Source organism: Methylocystis sp. Sn-Cys (assembly GCF_016745395.1).
GTDB lineage: Bacteria > Pseudomonadota > Alphaproteobacteria > Rhizobiales > Beijerinckiaceae > Methylocystis > Methylocystis iwaonis.
The window spans coordinates 420,831-438,000 of sequence record NZ_JAERVJ010000001.1; the positions used below are offsets into that span (position 1 = coordinate 420,831).

Consider the following 17,170-nt stretch of genomic DNA (forward strand, 5'->3'; position numbering starts at 1 on the left):
ACGTCGTTGATCCCCATACCTCCCCTTTACGGGGAGGTCGGCGGCCAAAGGCCGCCGGGTGGGGCCCATGCAGCGACGGCAGCGGCTGGGGGCTTACCCCACCCGTCGCGCTTCGCGCGCCACCCTCCCCGTAAAGGGGAGGGATAAGCTCACGCCCGGCTTTTGCCCGGTTGCCCGGGAGAGAAACGCGCTCCGAAAGCGAGCCCGACACGATGCATGTGAAACGCCGCTACCATCACGGTTCCCTCAAGCAGGCGCTGGTGGATGCGGCGATCGAGATATTGGCCGAGGGCGGGCCTTCCGCCCTCACTTTGACGGAAGCCGCCCGCCGCGCAGGCGTCACCCCCGCCGCCCCCTACCGGCATTTTTCCGGCCGCGACGCGTTGCTCGCCGAGCTCGCCCGCCAGGGTTTCGAGACCTTCGGCGCGCGGATAGAAGCGGCCTGGGACGAGGGCCGGCCGGACGCCCAATCGGCCATGCGCGCTATGTGCGCGGCCTATCTCAAATTCGCCCGCGAGGAGCCGGGCCTCTACGCCGCCATGTTCGGCCAGGCGGCGACGCTTGCAGATCCCCAGGCGGGCGGCGCGGCCGACCATGCGCTCGAAATCCTGTGGCGCGCCGCCGTGGCCTGGCTGCAGCAGGCCGGCGCTTCGGCGCAGGGCGCGCGTCATGTGGCGCTGCAAATCTGGGCCGCGGCGCATGGCGTCGCCATGCTGACCATCTCCGGCCATTTCGATCCGGCGAAAACGGCCGACCCCGCCACTGTCCTCGAAGGCGCGGTGCAGGGGGTGATGGCGGCGGCGGTCGCGAAGGCCAAGGGGTGATCCCGTTTCCGTTTGAACAGCTCGGATTGCCATTTGAATCCAGAGCCGCAAGAGCGCTAGTTTTGCCCAGCGCCCGTCATTGCGAGCGAAGCGAAGCAATCCAGGGCGGCGATGCGGCCCTAGATTGCTTCGTCGGCTCCGCCTCCTCGCAATGACGGCGGTGATACCCTGTGTATCCAAACGGCGCGAGCGTCGGCGATGGCGCCGAATCGAGCGGATCTCGTATGAGAACCCTACGACTGCCCAGCCGATCCGGCGCGATCGCCTTCCACTGAAAACAGGCCCATGCCGGCCGCGTGCATTGTCGCACAGAGGCCCGAGCCTCTTCCTCCTAATTTGGCGTCATCGGTTCGAGGGGAACCGCCGCCAAGGGGGATACAACAATGAAGAAATCTCTCAGTTGCGCGCTCATCGCTGGCGCTCTTTCGGTTTTTGCTATTGGTTCCGCGGCGAAGGCCGAAGTTGTTATCGACGTCGATCTGACGACGCAGAACATGCACGTCCAATCCGCCACGGGCTCTTATGACTGGCCGGTTTCGACGGCGCGCGCCGGCTTCACGACGCCGCTCGGGCGTTTCGCGCCGATCGGCATGGAGCGGATGCATTACTCGAAGAAATACCACAACTCGCCGATGCCCTATTCGATCTTCTTTCGCGGCGGCTACGCCATTCACGGCACTTACGCGCTGTCGGCGCTCGGCACGCCCGCCTCACACGGCTGCGTCCGTCTCTCTCCGGAACACGCCAAGATGCTTTATGAAATGGTCCAGAACGAAGGCGCGAGCATTTCCATCGTCAGCTCTCCCGCCCGTTACGCCAGCCGTTGATGGCGGGCCCGGAGCCTCGTGTGTCGGCCGGGAAGCGGGCCGCACTATTTGAACCGGGCGTCTCCTAAAGGAGCTCCGGCCATGTTCACGCTCTACTACCACCCCGGCGCCTGCTCGCTTGCCGCCCATATCGTGCTCGAATGGATCGGCGAGCCCTATGCGACGAAGGAAGTCGCGTTCGGCGACAAGGACTATCTCAAGATCAACCCCGCCGGCGCCGTGCCCGCGCTCGACGATGGCGAGGGCTGGATTTTGACCCAGGACGCGGCGATCCTGCGCTACCTCTCCTTGCGCTCTCCCAAAGCGGGCCTCGCCATCCATGGCTCGGCGCGGGAGGAGGCCGAGGCCGACCGCTGGAGTTTTTTCATCACGGGCGATCTGCACCCCGCCTTCTTCCCGCTCTTCGTGCCGAACCGCTACACGCGTGCGCGGGAGAAGGAGGCCTTCGACGATATTCGCGAGGCGGCGAAAGCGCTGGCGCACAAAAAATTCGCCATTGTCGACGCGCATCTGGCCGGCCGGCGCTTTTTCCTGAGCGAGCGGCGCAGCTATCTCGACGCCTATATCTTTCCCATGGAGCGCTGGGCGCAAAGCCTGCTGGATGACGGGCTGTCGGAATTTCCGTCCGTGCGCGCCCATCATGACATGATGGCCGCGGACCCGGCGGTGAAGAATGTGCTTGCCGCGGAGGGGGCGTGACGATCTGGCGCGAGCGGGCGCAACAACCCACTGCGGCTGGGCCTGCTCCTGGATTGCTTCGCTTCGCTCGTAATGACGGGCGCGGGTCACGCTTGATGACGAATGCGCCCGTTATCGCCGCTTGATTCTCCGCCCCGCCTCCCTTAACCTCTGCGCGCTAGATCAAGATAGGCGGGGCGCGATGCGCGGTCTTCTCGTAGTAGATGTGGCGCCGGAGACGGAGCGGGAGTAGGCCCGCATTCCGCCAATGGCGCTTGACCCCAAGGCCCCGGAGAGGGCCTTTTTTATTGCCCGCCGCTGAGTTGAAACGGAAAAATGACCATGTCGAAGGAAATGACCGGCGCAGAAATGGTGGTCGAGGCCCTGAAGGATCAGGGCGTCGAGATTATCTTCGGCTACCCCGGCGGCGCGGTCCTTCCGATCTATGACGTTCTTTTTCACCAGGAGCAGGTGAAGCACATTCTCGTGCGTCACGAGCAGGGCGCGGCCCATGCGGCCGAGGGGTATGCGCGCTCCTCCGGTAAGGTGGGCGTGCTGCTCGTCACCTCGGGCCCCGGCGCCACCAACACGATCACCGGCCTCACCGACGCGCTGATGGATTCGATCCCGCTCGTCTGCATCACCGGCCAGGTGCCGACCCATCTCATCGGCTCCGACGCCTTCCAGGAATGCGACACGGTCGGCATCACCCGCCACTGCACCAAGCATAATTATCTCGTGAAAAATATCGCGGACCTGCCGCGTATTCTGCACGAGGCCTTTTATGTCGCGACCTCGGGCCGTCCGGGCCCGGTGGTGATCGACATTCCCAAAGACGTGCAATTCGCGCGCGGCGAATATTCGGCGCCGCGCGTCGCGCAGCACAAGACCTATCAGCCCAAGCTCGACGCCGATATGGACGCGATCCGCGAGGCGGTGAAGATGATGGCGGCCGCCAAGCGGCCGATCTTCTACACCGGCGGCGGCGTCATCAATTCCGGCCCTTCGGCCTCGACCCTGCTGCGCGAATTGGTGAGCCTCACGGGCTTTCCCATCACCTCGACGCTGATGGGTCTTGGCGCCTATCCGGGCTCCGGCCAGAACTGGCTCGGCATGCTCGGCATGCATGGCACTTATGAAGCCAATAACGCCATGCATGATTGCGATCTGATGATCGCGGTCGGCTCGCGCTTCGATGATCGCATCACCGGGCGTCTCGACGCTTTCTCGCCGGGCTCGAAGAAAATCCACATCGACATCGACCGCTCGTCGATCAACAAGAACGTCAAGGTCGATCTCGCCATCGTCGGCGATTGCGGCCATGTGCTCGAAGCCATGGTGCGCATCTGGCGCGCCGAGGCGATGCACGCCGACAAGCAGCCGCTCGATCAGTGGTGGTCGCAGATCTCGGAATGGCGGGAGAAGAAATCGCTTGCCTTCCGCAACTCCGACACGACCATCAAGCCGCAATACGCCGTGCAGCGTCTCTATGCGCTGACCAAGGACCGCGACTCTTACGTCACGACCGAGGTCGGCCAGCATCAGATGTGGGCCGCGCAGCATTATCATTTCGAGGAGCCGAACCGCTGGATGACTTCCGGTGGGCTCGGCACCATGGGCTATGGCCTGCCCGCCGCCATCGGCGCGCAGCTCGCTCATCCCAGCGCGCTCGTCATCGACATTGCGGGCGAGGCCTCGATCCTGATGAACATTCAGGAACTCTCGACGGCGATCCAGTTCCGCCTGCCGGTGAAGGTCTTCATCCTCAACAACGAATATATGGGCATGGTGCGCCAGTGGCAGGAGCTGCTGCATGGCGGGCGCTATTCGCACAGCTATTCGGAAGCGCTGCCGGATTTCGTGAAGCTCGCCGAAGCCTTCGGGGCCAAGGGCATTCGCTGCTCGGACCCCAAGCTGCTCGACGCCGCCATTCAGGAGATGATCGACTATGACGGGCCGGTGCTCTTCGACTGCCTCGTCGACAAGGTCGAGAATTGCTTCCCGATGATCCCTTCGGGCAAGGCGCACAACGACATGCTGCTCGCCGATCTTTCGGATGACGCAGGCGTCGACATCGGCGCGATCATCGACGAAAAGGGCAAGATGCTCGTTTAAGTTTCGACGCGCTTCGCTGCCCAATAATTTGCGCTGTCATTGCGCGCAGCCTTCGGCTCGCAATGACGGCGGTTGCTGAACAGGCCGACACCCATGAACGCTCCAGCTTCCCCGCCGTCCCCCTATTCCGCGGCGACGCCCAACTCCAAGGTCGAGTCGCACACGCTTTCCGTGCTCGTCGACAATGAGCCGGGCGTGCTCGCGCGCGTCGTCGGCCTGTTTTCGGGGCGCGGCTATAATATCGAGAGCCTTACCGTCGCCGAGGTGGCCCATGCCGAGCACCGCTCGCGCATCACCATCGTCACCTCCGGCGCCCCCGAGACGATCGAGCAGATTCATCATCAACTGGAGCGCATCGTTCCCGTGCGGCAGGTGACGGATCTCACGCTCTCGAAGCGGGCGCTCGAGCGCGAGCTGGCCATGGTCAAGGTGCGCGGGCGCGGCGACAATCGCAATGACGCGCTGCAGCTTGCCGAGGCGTTCCGCGCCCGTGTGGTCGACGCGACGACCGAGAGCTTCATCTTCGAACTGACGGGAAGGCCCGAGAAGATCGACGAATTCGTCGATCTCATGCGGCCCATCGGCCTTGTCGAAGTCTCGCGCACCGGCGTCGCCGCCATTTCGCGCGGGCCGGAGCCAATCTGAGCGCCCGCCTCGAGCTCGGTCGAACGGGCTTCGTTGCCCAAATGACACAGCCGCGCGCAAAAGCGCCCGGCGGTAAAGCTTGCCGGGACGCCGCGCGTTGACGCTTTACCAGCCTTGATCATTCTGGGACGTACGACTGCCGCCAATGCAGGCCCGGCGTGGAGCGCCCGAATGTTCAAAAAGCTTTTATTCTCCAGCGTGGCGTTCTGGGCCTTGGCGCTTCCCGCGCAAGCTGCCGATCTTCCCTCCCGCAAGGGTCCGCCGCCGGCCCCGCCCGCGCCGATCTTCACCTGGACGGGTTTCCACATCGGCTATAATTCCGGCTATGGCGGCGCGGTATATTCGGCGAATGTCGCCATCGCCAATCCCTTCTTGGGAACGACGACGCGCACCTTCGACCAGGGCGGCGGCTGGTTCATCGGCGGGCAGGTCGGCTACGATTACCAATTTGCCAATGGCGTCGTGCTCGGCCTCGAGAGCGATATGCAATGGAGCGACCTCGGCTCCTCGCATCAGGCGACGACCACGGCCTCCGCGCCATTGCTCTTCACTTACGCCAATACGCGGCAGAATCTCGACTGGTTCGGCACGACGCGCGGCCGGCTCGGCTTCGCCTTTGGGCGCCTGCTTCCTTACGTGACGGGCGGCGTCGCCTATGGCGAGGTTTCCGCCAATGGCGTGCAGGCGCTCGCCGCAGGCCTCGTCACCTCCGGCTATAGGCGCTCCACCAATGTGGGCTGGACCGCGGGCGCCGGCCTCGATATCTCCCTTTCAAACCGCCTCTCGGCGCGGGCGGAGTATCTTTATCTCCAACTGCCGGGCGTCTCCGCCCCCGCAGCCGGCCTGACGGCGCCGCCGCTGCCGGCGCTGGTCGGCTCATTCTCCACCGGCCTGATGCAGGCGCATATGGTCCGCGCAGGGGTCAACTACCACTTTGGCGGCGCCGGCGACTTCCTGCCGGAAGGCGGGGTTTTGGCCATGCTGTTTCAAAAGCCGGAGGTCGATTGGACCGGCTTTTATGTCGGCGTGAACGGCGGCTATGGCGGCGGCAAGGTCGGGGGCGTCACGGCTTTCGGGCAACCCGGCCTCGCCTTCTCGACCTATGCCTCGAACCGCACGGGCGGAGCCATCGCGGGCGGACAGATCGGCTATAATTATCAGCTTGCCAACCAAATCGTCCTTGGCGTCGAAAGCGACGCGCAATGGAGCGGCGTGAAGGCCTGGCACCAGGCGACGACCGTGGGGGTTCCCGGCGGCTTCGTCTTCACCGACACGCCGAACGGCATGAGCTGGTTCGGCACGACGCGCGCGCGTCTGGGCTTTGCCTCGGGGCGCGCCCTGGCCTACGCCACGGGCGGCGTCGCCTATGGCGAAATCACCACGACGGGATTGCAGTTCGCCGGCGCGCTGTTTTCAGGGTCGGGCGCCCGCACGCATGTCGGCTGGACGGTTGGCGGCGGCTCCGAATATGCGCTGACGCAGAACCTTTCGCTGAAAGCCGAATATCTTTACGTCAGCCTCGACGGCGTCAGCGGTCCTGCCGTGGGCCTTGGCCTCACGCCCTTCGCCGGCGCTTTCACAACGAGCCGCTTCACGACCAACGTCACCCGTGTTGGCCTCAACTGGCGTTTCGGCGGCGCGGCGCCCGCGCCGGTCGCCGCCAGCTACTGACCTTTCTTGCCGCCGCTGCGCGTGAAAAAGGCCGCGAACGCTCGGCGGCCTTTGACCTTGGCGGCCGCCCCGCGTAGAAGGGGCGCGACATTCAATGACGTTACGGGCGGTCCCGTCATCCGCCAAAACAACAGACACCCAAGGGAACGACAGGAAATGCGCGTTTACTATGATCGGGACGCCGACATCAATCTGATCAAGGGCAAGAAGGTCGCCATCATCGGCTATGGCAGCCAGGGTTTTGCCCATGCGTTGAACCTGAAGGAAAGCGGCGTTCCGGAAGTCGCCGTCGGCCTGCGTCCGGGCTCCGCCTCCGCCGCCAAAGCGGAAGGCGCCGGCCTCAAGGTCATGAGCGTGCCGGAGGCCGCCAAATGGGCCGACGTCGTCATGATGCTCACGCCCGACGAACTGCAGGGCGAGATTTACGCCAATGAGCTGGCCCCGAACCTCAAGCAGGGCGCGGCGCTATTCTTCGCCCACGGCCTCAACATCCACTTCAACCTCATCGAGCCGCGCAAGGACCTCGACGTGCTGATGGTCGCCCCCAAGGGCCCCGGCCACACGGTGCGCGGCGAATATCTCAAGGGCGGCGGCGTGCCTTGCCTCGTCGCGGTCCATCAGGACGCCTCGGGCAACGCCAAGGACATTGCGCTCTCCTATGCCTCCGCGATCGGCGGCGGCAAGGCCGGCATCATCGAGACGACCTTCCGCGAGGAATGCGAGACTGATCTCTTCGGCGAGCAGGTCGTGCTCTGCGGCGGCCTCGTGGAGCTGATTCGCAATGGCTTCGAGACGCTGGTCGAGGCGGGCTACGCCCCCGAGATGGCCTATTTCGAGTGCCTGCACGAGGTGAAGCTCATCGTCGACCTCATCTATGAGGGCGGCATCGCCAATATGAATTACTCGGTCTCCAACACGGCCGAATATGGCGAATATGTCACCGGCCCGCGCATCGTCACCAAGGACACCAAGGCCGAGATGAAGCGCGTTCTCGAGGATATTCAGTCGGGTAAGTTCACCCGCGACTGGATGCTCGAAAACAAGGTCAGCCAGACGTCGTTCAAGGCGACGCGCGCGCGCAACGCCGCGCATCCGATCGAGGAAGTTGGCGCGCGTCTTCGCGCCATGATGCCCTGGATCGGCAAGAACAAGCTGGTCGACAAAGAGCGAAACTAAGGCAAAATAAGGCCGGCGCGGGAAGGGGCTCCCGCGCCGGTTTCTCGCGACGGGGGCAGGAGGCATGCAGAGTGGGGGCAACCGCACGGTTGGGCTGACCGCCGCGGAAATGCGTCGCCTCATCTCCGAAATGCTCGAGCTGCGCATGCGCCGCGATTACGCGCGCTTTGCCGCCTATCTCGACCCTCGGGTCGTTGTCTATTGCAACGCATGGCGAGAGGGAATTGTCGGGCCCGACGTTTGGAACGGGGCCCCGGCGCTGCGCCAGCTTTTCCGCCGCACGGACGAGGATTATTTCCCGCTCGAGCACGAGATCCTCGACATTATGGTCGACGGCGATCGCGCCGCGGTCCGCTGGCGGGGCGATTGGCGGCGCCACGCCACCAGCAAGATCTACACAATAGACGCCGCCCATTTCCTGCGCTGGGGCCCTGGCGGCCGCGTCGTCGAGATGCATGAGTTCTTCGACGCCCATAGCCCCGCGCTGTCCGCGACGCCGATTCAGCCGAATTTCGAAAGCCTGTTGACGCCTTTGCCCTCCGGTTTGAGCCGCGAGGATATGGAACAGCGGGCGCGCCGCCTCGTCAGTTTCGAAGCTGACGGGCCCGATCTCGACCTTCTGCGCGAATGGTGCTCCCCGGACATCGTCTGCGAATTCATGGGGGATCGACTACGCATTCCCTATGCGGGCCGTCATAAAGGGATCGAGACGATGCTCGGCATTATCCAGGCGATCCGCGTCGATTTCGAACAATGGCCGCTTGTCGTGCCGGAAATGATTGCGGATGAGGCCAGAGTGGCGGGACGCCGGCAGGTGGCTTGGCGTCACCGTGGCACCGGTCGGGCCGGATGTTCGGAGCTGGCCGATTTTGTCAGATTCGAGGATGGGTTAGTCGTCGAATTTATCGAGTTTAGAGACACCGGCACGCTCATACGCATGCAGGACTGACTGCTATTTGGGCTTCGCTGGCGCCGCTTACGGGCGTAAGCGTGTCGACAAAGCAGCCTCGCCTGCATAATTAATCAGAAGCAAACCAAGCCGCCTGAGGGGCAGACGGCTTGGCGCGGGGCGAATGGAGCCCTCGAGGCGCAGGCTCAAATGCACGGGTGGGACTGGCGTTCGAACCAGGACGCCGACAATGAGACGCGCAGGCGCGTCCACGATCTCTTGAAACGGCGCATGGCGGGCGACGCGCCGGCCGTCCTCGACTATTTCGCCGACGATGTGGAAATCAGCCACAACGGCGCAACTGTCGGCTATTTTCCAACCGGCCAGTGGCGCGGCCGCGACGCCTTGCGCGAGAATTTAAGACGCACCGACATCGAATATGAGCCACTCGACGCAGAGGTTCGGTCGGTGCTCGTTGAGGGCGCCGCCGCTGCGCTCCATTGCGTCGCCAATTGGCGACGCCGTGCGACCGGCCGAGTCTACGCCATGGACATGGCTTATTTCCTGCGCTGGCGGAAGGACAAGATCGTGCGGATGCACGAGTTCATCGATCATCACGCGGCCTCGCGCGCGGTCGATCCGCCGGGAAGTCTGGAAAAGCTGATGCGCGCGCCGGAGCCCGGTCTCGCCCGGGACGAGATGGTCCAGCGGATGACGGACGTCGGAAGCTTTTCCCGCCAGGGCCCGGACGTCGCGCTCTTCCGGCAATATTGCTCGCCGGATGTCGTCTGCGAATTTGTCGGCGATCGCTCGAAGATATTCTATGCGGGCCGCCACCGCGGGATCGACGCTCTCACCAATATCATCCGGACTGTGGGCATGGAATTCGAGCAGGTAGGCGGCGCGGCGCCGGAGATGATCGTCGATGGCGGGGCGCTCGCCGTTCGCCGCTCCGTGGAGTGGCGCCACCGCGGCACGGGCCGGCGCGGCGTCGTCGACCTCGCAAATTTCGTACGCTTCGAAGACGGGATGATCGTCGAGCTCCTGGAGTTCCGCGACAATGTCGCGCTCCTGCAGATGCAGGGCTAGTTCGAGAGAGACGTGACGAGAAGCCTCTCCTATCACCTCCTTGACGTATTCACCGACCGCCGCTTCGCGGGCAATCCGCTTGCGGTCGTGGAGCTCGACGCGCCGTTGCGGGACGCCGAGATGCAGGACGTCGCCCGCGAGTTCAATCTCAGCGAGACGGTGTTCCTCTCGGAGCCGCGAGACCCGACGAACAGCGCCCGCATCCGCATTTTTACGCCCAAGCGCGAACTGCCCTTCGCCGGCCACCCGACCATTGGCGCCGCAGCTCTTCTTGCGGAGCAGCGGGCAGGAGAGCTTCTCTCCCGGCATGGGATCGTGGTGGCGCTGGAAGCCGCGATCGGCGTGCTACGCTGCGAGGCGTTGCGGGGCTTCGGCAAAGCCACCTATGTCGAAGTCACGCCGCCCTTCACGCCGCAGCGCCTCGACGGCGCCCCTTCGGCCGCAGCACTTGCTTCCGCACTCTCGCTTTCAGTCGAGGACATCGGCTTCGGGTCGCATGTCCCGGTCGTTTACGCGGCTGGTCCGGCCTTCGTCTTTGTGCCGGTGCGCTCGCGCGAGGTTCTCGATCGGGCTCGCCGCTCGCCGGATGCGTTTTCCGCGGCGATGGGCGCGGCCGTCGGCGCCTATCTTTACACAAGAGAGACAGTCGATACGGCCTGCGCCATCAACGCCCGAATGTTCGCTAATGGGGTCGGCATAGACGAAGATCCTGCGACCGGCGCCGCCGCCGCGGCCTTCGCCGGAGTGGCGCTGGAGTTCGAACGTCCCGCTGACGGCGAGCATCAGCTCTTCATCGAGCAAGGGCACGCAATGGGCCGCCCGTCGCGCATCACCTTGCGGATGGCGGTCGAGAACCGGGAGCTGACGCGAATCGCCATTGGCGGCCAGGTGGTGCGCGTCGGGCAGGGGAGGCTGTTCATTTGAGCGACGCGCCGCAAATTGTCGAGGTCGACAGGCTCGATTGCCGTCTCGTCGCGCATCGCTGGGCTTACGCCGAGGAAGCGGCCGAGGAGATGGGCCGGCATTGGGACGAGCGGGTCGCACGCAATCCGGCCCTCTATGACGGGCCTGTGCTGCTCGCTTGCCGCGCCGAGGTCGTCGAGGACGCCGGCCAGCGGACGCTCAGGCTCGACGCCTTCGAGACCCGCTTTTCGCATTTCCTTGGCTGGCGGGAGTTGGGCTGGCGGGATACGAGTGTTTTCAACTGCTTCGCCATGCCGGCCGTGCGCTCTAGCGACGGGTGCTATCTCCTGGGCGAGATGGGCCCCGGCCATTCCGTCGCCGGCTACCGCTATTTTCCCGGCGGCACACCCGACCCCTCCGATGTCATCGAGGGCGGCGTGGTCGATCTGGAGGGAAGTCTCGTGCGCGAGCTTCTCGAAGAGACGGGGCTTCACGCTGCCGACGGCGCCGCGGCGCCGGGCTGGAGCGTGATTTTCGATGGCCAGCGCATCGCCTGCCTCAAACGGATAGACTGGCCGGCGCCGGCCTCGGCGATAAGAGAACAAGTGCGCGCGCATATCGCGGGGGAGGCCAAGCCAGAGCTCAGCGACGCGCATATGCTGGCGCCGGGGCGTCACGTCGATCCGCGCCTTCCGACCTTCATGACCGCCTTTCTGGCCCACGCGGCTGCTTGGGCCTGAAATTCCCCGGCTGAATTTCCCCTTTGCTCGGTATAGATTGCCGGCCATGACACGAACGGAAACATTCGGCTGCACCGGAGACGAGCACATTGCCGCCATCCGGGCCGGGCTTGCCGGCCGGGCCCTCGTCTTCGTCGGCATGATGGGCTCGGGCAAAAGCGCTATCGGCCAGCGCCTCGCGATGCGCCTGGGATTGCCCTTCGTGGACGCCGACGCGGAGATCGTCACGGCAGCCGCCGGCATGACTATCCCCGAGATCTTCGCCAAATATGGCGAGCGCTACTTTCGTGACGGCGAGCGCCGGGTGATCATGCGGCTCCTCAATGCGGGGCCGATGGTGCTGGCCACCGGAGGCGGCGCTTTCATGGACCCGCGCACGCGCGAGCGGATCGGCGAGCGGGCGATTTCCGTCTGGCTGGACGCCGATCTGAAGACGCTGATGAAGCGCGTGCGCCGCAAGAACGACCGCCCGCTGCTCCACACTGACGACCCAGAAGAAACGCTGCGCCAGCTCCTCGAAAAGCGCCGGCCGGTCTATGAGCTCGCCGACATTCGCGTTCAATCGCGCGACGAGCCGCAGGACGTTATGGTGGAGGAGACGCTCGACGCCCTTTTCGCCAGCCTGCCGCGCGTTGCCGCCGCCCGCGCCGCGCAGAAGAAGGATTTTACCAAGGCCATGACCCATCTGCATTTGGACCGTCCGCAGACCGAGCAGGGCGCAGCGCATCGAGAGACCGTGCATGTCGCGCTGGGCGGGCGCTCCTATGACATTTTCATCGGCTCTAATCTCCTCGAAGAGGCGGGAGAGCATATCAAGCGCGTCGCGCCCGGCGCGGCCTGCGCGATCGTGACCGACGAGAATGTCGCCCGGCTGCATCTGGCCACGCTCGAAGAAAGCCTGAAAAAGGCGGGCATCCGCTATTCGACGATCGTCGTGAAGCCTGGCGAAGGCTCTAAGTCGCTCACGACCTTCGGGCGCGTCTGCGACGAGGTGCTCGAGGCCAAGATCGAGCGCCGCGACCTGATCGTCGCCTTCGGCGGCGGCGTCGTGGGCGATCTCGCGGGTTATGTCGCGGCGAGCGTGCGCCGCGGCTCGCTCTTCGTGCAAATCCCGACGACGCTCCTCTCGCAGGTCGATTCCTCGGTTGGCGGCAAGACCGGGATCAACTCCTCCTTCGGCAAGAATCTCCTCGGCGCCTTCCACCAGCCCTTGCTGGTGCTCGCCGACGTCGACGTGCTGCGCACCCTCTCGCTGCGCGAGTTCCGCGCCGGCTACGCCGAGGTGGTGAAATATGGCCTCATCGGCGACAAGCGCTTCTTCGAATGGCTGGAGGCCGACGTCGAGGCCGTGTTCCACAGCCGCGCCGAACAGATTTGCGCCGTGGCGGTGAGCTGCGAGACCAAGGCGATGATCGTCGCGCGGGACGAAACGGAGCAAGGCGACCGCGCCTTGCTCAATCTCGGCCACACCTTCGGCCACGCCTTCGAGCTGCTCACCGGCTACGACAGCGAGCGGCTCGTCCATGGCGAGGGCGTCGCCATCGGCATGGCCTGCGCCGCGCGCTTCTCGACTCGGCTCGGCCTCTGCTCGAAGGAAGACGCCGACCGCATCGCGCGGCATCTCGCGAGCGTCGGCCTGCCGACCGAAATCCGGCAGATCCCCGGCTGGAACGCCGACGTTCACGCCATCGTCAGCGCCATGTATCAAGACAAGAAGGTTGAAGCCGGGGCTCTCACCTTCATTCTCCTGCGCGCGATCGGCGAAGCTTTCATCGCGAAGTCGGTCGAGCCGACCGAGGTCCTTGGCTTTCTCAACGACGAATTGGCGCGGTAACGGTCATGCACGGGCTCGACACCGGCGGCGGCGGGTCTTTCGCGTGGACGGACGTGCTCGTCGTCATCGCCTGCGTTTTGCTGTCGGCCTTTTTCTCCGGCTCCGAGACGGCGCTGACTGCGGCCTCGCACGCCCGCATGCATACGCTCGAAAAAGAGGGCGACAAGCGCGCCGGAGCCGTCAACCGGCTGCTGCGTCAGCGCAACCGCATGATCGCGGCGCTGCTGCTCGGCAGCACTTTGGTCAATATCGGCGGCTCGGCCTTCACCACGAGCGTGCTGACAGCGGTCGCCGGGGAAAACGGCGCGGTCTACGCCACGATCCTCATGACGGCGTTGCTTCTGGTCTTCGCGGAGGTTCTGCCGAAAACGCTCGCGATCAACCACCCCGACGCCATGTCGCTGCGCGTGGCGCGTTTCATCATGCCGTTTGTTTCGATCTTCGGGCCGGTGCTGGCGGCGGTGGAGTGGTTCGTGCGGACCGTGCTGGGCCTCGTGGGCGTGGAGCTCAGCCATGGCCGCACCTTGATCTCGCCCTATGAGGAGCTCAAGGGCGCGGTCGATATTCTGCATGAAGAGGGCGAGGTCGAGCGCTCGGCGCGCGACATGTTCGGCGGCGTGCTCGATTTGCAGGTACTGCATGTCGCCGATGTGATGATCCACCGCACCAAAATGCGCACGATCGACGCCGATCTTCCTCCCGTCCAGATCGTGCGCGAGGTGCTGTCGTCGCCGTTCACACGCCTGCCGCTGTGGCGGGAGCGACCGGATAATTTCGTCGGCGTGCTGCATTCGAAGGATCTGCTGCGGGCGCTGGACGCCGCCGGCGGCGACGCCGCGAAGATTGACGTCGACGAGGTGATGTTCGCCCCCTGGTTCGTGCCGGAGGCGACGACGCTCGAAGATCAGCTCGAGGCCTTCCTCAAGCGCAAGACGCATTTCGCGCTGGTCGTGGACGAATATGGCGAGGTGATGGGCCTCGTCACCCTCGAAGACATTCTGGAGGAGATCGTCGGCGATATTCGCGACGAGCACGATCTCGCCGTGCAGGGCGTTCGGCCGCAGCCGGACGGTTCGGTGCTGGTCGACGGCGCGGTGCCGGTGCGCGACCTCAACCGCGTCATGGCCTGGAGCCTGCCGGACGAGGAGGCGACGACCATCGCTGGCCTCGTGATCCATGAGGCGGGCGCGATTCCCGAGGCGGGCCAGGTGTTCACCTTCCACGGCTTCCGCTTCGAAGTGATGCGCCGGATCCGAAACCGCGTAACTGCGCTGCGGGTGACGCCGCAGGAGGCCGAGGCGGGGGTCTGAGCTAACGCCGTCATTGCGAGGAGCGTAGCGACGAAGCAATCCAGGCCGGCCACCGAGGCTCGCGGATTGCGTCGCTGCGCTCGCAATGACGGGGACGCCCACCCCGCTGTCATCTCGCTGTGACCTGAATCTGTTGAATGACGCAAGACTAATCCGATGGCGGGGAGGCGAACACGCTCATGCCCGAACAGAATCTTGCGAATTTCCGCGCCAATCTGGCGGTCGAGCCCGAGCCCAAGCGCTACCGCACCCTCTTCCTTTCCGACCTGCATCTCGGCGCCAAGGCCTCACAGGCGCATCTGCTGCTGGATTTCCTCAAGCACAATGACGCCGAGACGATCTATCTCGTCGGCGACATTGTGGACGGCTGGAAGCTGCGCAAAGGCTGGCATTGGCCGCAGGCGCACAATGACGTGGTGCAAAAGCTGCTGCGCAGGGTGCGCAAGGGCGCGCGGGTCATCTATGTCCCCGGCAATCACGACGAATTCGCGCGCGACTATACCGGGCTGACCTTCGGCGGCGTCGAGGTCGTGCATCATGCGATCCACGAGACCGCCACTGGCAAGAAAATGCTCATTATACACGGCGACGAATTCGATATCGTCGTCCGCAACGCCCGCTGGCTCGCTTTGCTCGGCGATTGGGCCTATGACGCCGCCATCGCGGCCAATACGGTCCTCAACCGCGCCCGCCGCTTGTTCGGCGTCGGCTATTGGTCCTTCTCCGCCTGGGCGAAATTGAAGGTCAAAGAAGCAGTCAACTTCATCGGCGATTTCGAGGAGACCCTCGCCGCCGAGGCCGAGCGCCGCGGCGTCGATGGCGTCGTTTGCGGCCATATCCATCATGCGACGATCAAGACGATCAACAGCATGCTTTACGTGAACACCGGCGATTTCGTCGAGAGCTGCACGGCCATCGCCGAGCATGAGGACGGCAGTTTCGAAATTTTGCGCTGGCGCACGACGGCGGCCGAGCGCGCGGCCGCGTCGGCCAATCAGCCTGTGAAGGCGCTGCCTGCGCCGAAGGCGGCGGCTGCGTAAGATGCGGATACTTGTTGCGACGGATGCGTGGCGCCCGCAAGTCAACGGCGTCGTGCGGTCTCTGGAATCAATCGCGCAGGCGGCGGGGCCTCTCGGCGCCGAGATCGACTTTCTGACGCCGCGCGATTTCAATTCCTTTCCCATGCCGACCTATCGCGAGATCTCGCTCGCGCTGGCGACGCCTCGCGCCGTGCGCCGCCGGTTGGCCCAAGGCTACGACCATATCCATATCGCCACCGAAGGCCCCATTGGCCTTGCGGCGCGCGCGGTCTGCCTGCGGGACAAGCGCGTCTTCACGACGAGCTTCCACACGCGCTTTCCGGAATATATCCATGCGCGCACCGGCCTGCCGGTGGGCCTGGCCTATGCGGCGCTGCGGCGCTTCCATAACGCCGGCGCCGGCGTGATGGTCGCGACGCCCAGCCTTGCGCGCGAGCTCGACGCGCGCGGGTTTCGCCGCCTGCTGCGCTGGTCCCGCGGCGTCGACCATTCGATTTTCAACCCGAAAGCCAAAATCCCGCTCGATTTCCCTAGGCCGATTTTTCTCTATGCCGGGCGTCTGGCTGTTGAGAAGAATGTCGAGGCCTTCCTCGCGCTCGACCTGCCCGGAACGAAGCTCATCGCCGGCGACGGCCCCGACCGCGCGGCGTTGGAGGCCCGATTCCCTGACGCGCGTTTCCTCGGCTTCAAGACGCCTTCCGAGCTTGCGGCGCTTTACGCCTCCTCCGACGTCTTCGTCTTCCCGAGCCGCACCGACACGTTCGGCATCGTGCTGCTGGAGGCGCTCGCCTGCGGCCTGCCAGTGGCGGCCTATCCGGTGATGGGGCCGCTCGACGTCTTGGGCGGCAGCAATGTCGGCGTATTGGACGAAGATCTGCGCACGGCGGCGCTGGCGGCGCTCGACATCCCGCGCGAGGCGGCTCACGCCTATGCGCGCGCCTTCACTTGGGAAAATTGCGCCCGCGAATTTCTCGACAATATCGCCTATGCGCGTGGCGCAGCGTCGTTGGGGCCGGTTGGCCTCGCAGCCCTGAAGAATTCAGGAGAACAGCGCAAGGCGGTCGACAAGGGGCAGACCGTCCAGCCGTGACAGCGCCGCGAGGCGCGGGTCGTCGACGGGCGAGCTCGGTTCCGGCCGAGGCGCCGCGATAACCGCGGTTTCCGCGTCAGGGGCGTCGCCCGAGGCGCCGTCTGCGGCCTCTTCGACCAAACCCGCAATCGCGCCGGCTTGCGCGTCGAGCCGCGCCTCCAGCCGTTCGATCGCCGCCAGCAGACTGGCGTTGTCCGACCCGCGCGCCCGGCGCGCATATTCAGCGAGGAATGCGCGGCCGCGCGCCGTCGCCATGAGCGTCGATTCGATCGCCTCGTAATCCGCCAGTTGGAGGGCGGGCGCCGAAGAGGTTATGGTCATGAAAAGGACCGTCTGCTG

16 protein-coding genes are annotated in these 17,170 nt (G+C 65.0%); 15 read left to right on the plus strand and 1 reads right to left on the minus strand.

Going from position 1 to position 17,170, the window contains the following annotated elements; translation table 11 throughout:
* Nucleotides 1–212: 212 nt before the first annotated feature.
* The 15 genes from JJT62_RS01960 (at nt 213) to JJT62_RS02030 (ending at nt 16,831) form a co-directional block, all read left to right on the plus strand.
* Nucleotides 213–824: a TetR/AcrR family transcriptional regulator gene (locus tag JJT62_RS01960; RefSeq protein ID WP_202070997.1), complete on the plus strand. Its 612-nt coding sequence runs from the start codon at nt 213–215 to the stop codon at nt 822–824.
* 383 nt (nt 825–1,207) lie between these two features.
* Entirely contained in the window at nt 1,208–1,651 is a 444-nt protein-coding gene (locus JJT62_RS01965) for a L,D-transpeptidase (RefSeq protein ID WP_202070998.1), read from the plus strand.
* Between the two features lie 81 nt (nt 1,652–1,732).
* Nucleotides 1,733–2,350: a glutathione S-transferase family protein gene (locus tag JJT62_RS01970; protein ID WP_202070999.1), complete on the plus strand. Its 618-nt coding sequence runs from the start codon at nt 1,733–1,735 to the stop codon at nt 2,348–2,350.
* Nucleotides 2,351–2,671: 321 nt separating this feature from the next.
* The gene (locus tag JJT62_RS01975) at nt 2,672–4,444 is read left to right on the plus strand and encodes an acetolactate synthase 3 large subunit (protein WP_202071000.1); all 1,773 of its coding nucleotides are present in this window, start codon (nt 2,672–2,674) and stop codon (nt 4,442–4,444) included.
* Nucleotides 4,445–4,537: 93 nt separating this feature from the next.
* Nucleotides 4,538–5,089 (plus strand): acetolactate synthase small subunit, encoded by a 552-nt coding sequence (gene ilvN / locus JJT62_RS01980; protein ID WP_202071001.1) that lies wholly within the window; start codon nt 4,538–4,540, stop codon nt 5,087–5,089.
* Nucleotides 5,090–5,260: 171 nt separating this feature from the next.
* Entirely contained in the window at nt 5,261–6,760 is a 1,500-nt protein-coding gene (locus JJT62_RS01985; protein ID WP_202071002.1) for an outer membrane protein, read from the plus strand.
* Between the two features lie 117 nt (nt 6,761–6,877).
* Nucleotides 6,878–7,936 carry a ketol-acid reductoisomerase gene (gene ilvC / locus JJT62_RS01990; RefSeq protein WP_330084939.1) on the plus strand — a complete coding sequence of 353 codons (1,059 nt, stop codon included), beginning with the start codon at nt 6,878–6,880 and terminating at the stop codon, nt 7,934–7,936.
* A 64-nt stretch (nt 7,937–8,000) separates the two neighbouring features.
* Complete coding sequence (locus JJT62_RS01995) at nt 8,001–8,885, plus strand: nuclear transport factor 2 family protein (protein WP_202071004.1); 885 nt, start codon at nt 8,001–8,003, stop codon at nt 8,883–8,885.
* Between the two features lie 150 nt (nt 8,886–9,035).
* On the plus strand, nt 9,036–9,914 hold the full coding sequence (locus tag JJT62_RS02000; protein WP_202071005.1) for a nuclear transport factor 2 family protein: 879 nt from the start codon (nt 9,036–9,038) through the stop codon (nt 9,912–9,914).
* A gap of 12 nt (nt 9,915–9,926) precedes the next feature.
* Nucleotides 9,927–10,838 (plus strand): PhzF family phenazine biosynthesis protein, encoded by a 912-nt coding sequence (locus JJT62_RS02005; protein ID WP_202071006.1) that lies wholly within the window; start codon nt 9,927–9,929, stop codon nt 10,836–10,838.
* Complete coding sequence (locus JJT62_RS02010; RefSeq protein ID WP_202071007.1) at nt 10,835–11,557, plus strand: NUDIX hydrolase; 723 nt, start codon at nt 10,835–10,837, stop codon at nt 11,555–11,557. Before JJT62_RS02005 ends, JJT62_RS02010 begins: the two co-directional genes overlap by 4 nt.
* A 46-nt stretch (nt 11,558–11,603) precedes the next feature.
* Nucleotides 11,604–13,391, plus strand: a complete 1,788-nt coding sequence (aroB, locus tag JJT62_RS02015; RefSeq protein ID WP_202071008.1) for a 3-dehydroquinate synthase — start codon at nt 11,604–11,606, stop codon at nt 13,389–13,391.
* A 5-nt stretch (nt 13,392–13,396) separates the two neighbouring features.
* Nucleotides 13,397–14,701: an HlyC/CorC family transporter gene (locus JJT62_RS02020; protein WP_202071009.1), complete on the plus strand. Its 1,305-nt coding sequence runs from the start codon at nt 13,397–13,399 to the stop codon at nt 14,699–14,701.
* 179 nt (nt 14,702–14,880) lie between these two features.
* Complete coding sequence (locus JJT62_RS02025; protein WP_202071010.1) at nt 14,881–15,741, plus strand: UDP-2,3-diacylglucosamine diphosphatase; 861 nt, start codon at nt 14,881–14,883, stop codon at nt 15,739–15,741.
* Between the two features lies 1 nt (nt 15,742).
* Nucleotides 15,743–16,831, plus strand: a complete 1,089-nt coding sequence (locus tag JJT62_RS02030; RefSeq protein ID WP_202071011.1) for a glycosyltransferase family 1 protein — start codon at nt 15,743–15,745, stop codon at nt 16,829–16,831.
* Here the strand turns inward: JJT62_RS02030 and JJT62_RS02035 are convergent.
* Nucleotides 16,781–17,152 (minus strand): hypothetical protein, encoded by a 372-nt coding sequence (locus JJT62_RS02035; protein WP_202071012.1) that lies wholly within the window; start codon nt 17,150–17,152, stop codon nt 16,781–16,783. The two genes, JJT62_RS02030 and JJT62_RS02035, sit on opposite strands and share 51 nt — an antisense overlap.
* Nucleotides 17,153–17,170: the final 18 nt, after the last annotated feature.

Excerpts from the sequence above, each read along its gene's own strand:
- JJT62_RS01985 (WP_202071002.1), top strand. The coding sequence starts at position 5,261 with ATGTTCAAAAAGCTTTTATTCTCCAGCGTGGCGTTCTGGGCCTTGGCG.
- JJT62_RS02025 (WP_202071010.1), top strand. The coding sequence starts at position 14,881 with ATGCCCGAACAGAATCTTGCGAATTTCCGCGCCAATCTGGCGGTCGAG.
- JJT62_RS01975 (WP_202071000.1), top strand. The coding sequence starts at position 2,672 with ATGTCGAAGGAAATGACCGGCGCAGAAATGGTGGTCGAGGCCCTGAAG.
- JJT62_RS02020 (WP_202071009.1), top strand. The coding sequence starts at position 13,397 with ATGCACGGGCTCGACACCGGCGGCGGCGGGTCTTTCGCGTGGACGGAC.
- JJT62_RS02000 (WP_202071005.1), top strand. The coding sequence starts at position 9,036 with ATGCACGGGTGGGACTGGCGTTCGAACCAGGACGCCGACAATGAGACG.
- JJT62_RS02030 (WP_202071011.1), top strand. The coding sequence starts at position 15,743 with ATGCGGATACTTGTTGCGACGGATGCGTGGCGCCCGCAAGTCAACGGC.
- JJT62_RS01970 (WP_202070999.1), top strand. The coding sequence starts at position 1,733 with ATGTTCACGCTCTACTACCACCCCGGCGCCTGCTCGCTTGCCGCCCAT.
- JJT62_RS02035 (WP_202071012.1), bottom strand. The coding sequence starts at position 17,152 with ATGACCATAACCTCTTCGGCGCCCGCCCTCCAACTGGCGGATTACGAG.
- JJT62_RS01965 (WP_202070998.1), top strand. The coding sequence starts at position 1,208 with ATGAAGAAATCTCTCAGTTGCGCGCTCATCGCTGGCGCTCTTTCGGTT.
- aroB (WP_202071008.1), top strand. The coding sequence starts at position 11,604 with ATGACACGAACGGAAACATTCGGCTGCACCGGAGACGAGCACATTGCC.
- JJT62_RS01960 (WP_202070997.1), top strand. The coding sequence starts at position 213 with ATGCATGTGAAACGCCGCTACCATCACGGTTCCCTCAAGCAGGCGCTG.
- ilvN (WP_202071001.1), top strand. The coding sequence starts at position 4,538 with ATGAACGCTCCAGCTTCCCCGCCGTCCCCCTATTCCGCGGCGACGCCC.
- JJT62_RS01995 (WP_202071004.1), top strand. The coding sequence starts at position 8,001 with ATGCAGAGTGGGGGCAACCGCACGGTTGGGCTGACCGCCGCGGAAATG.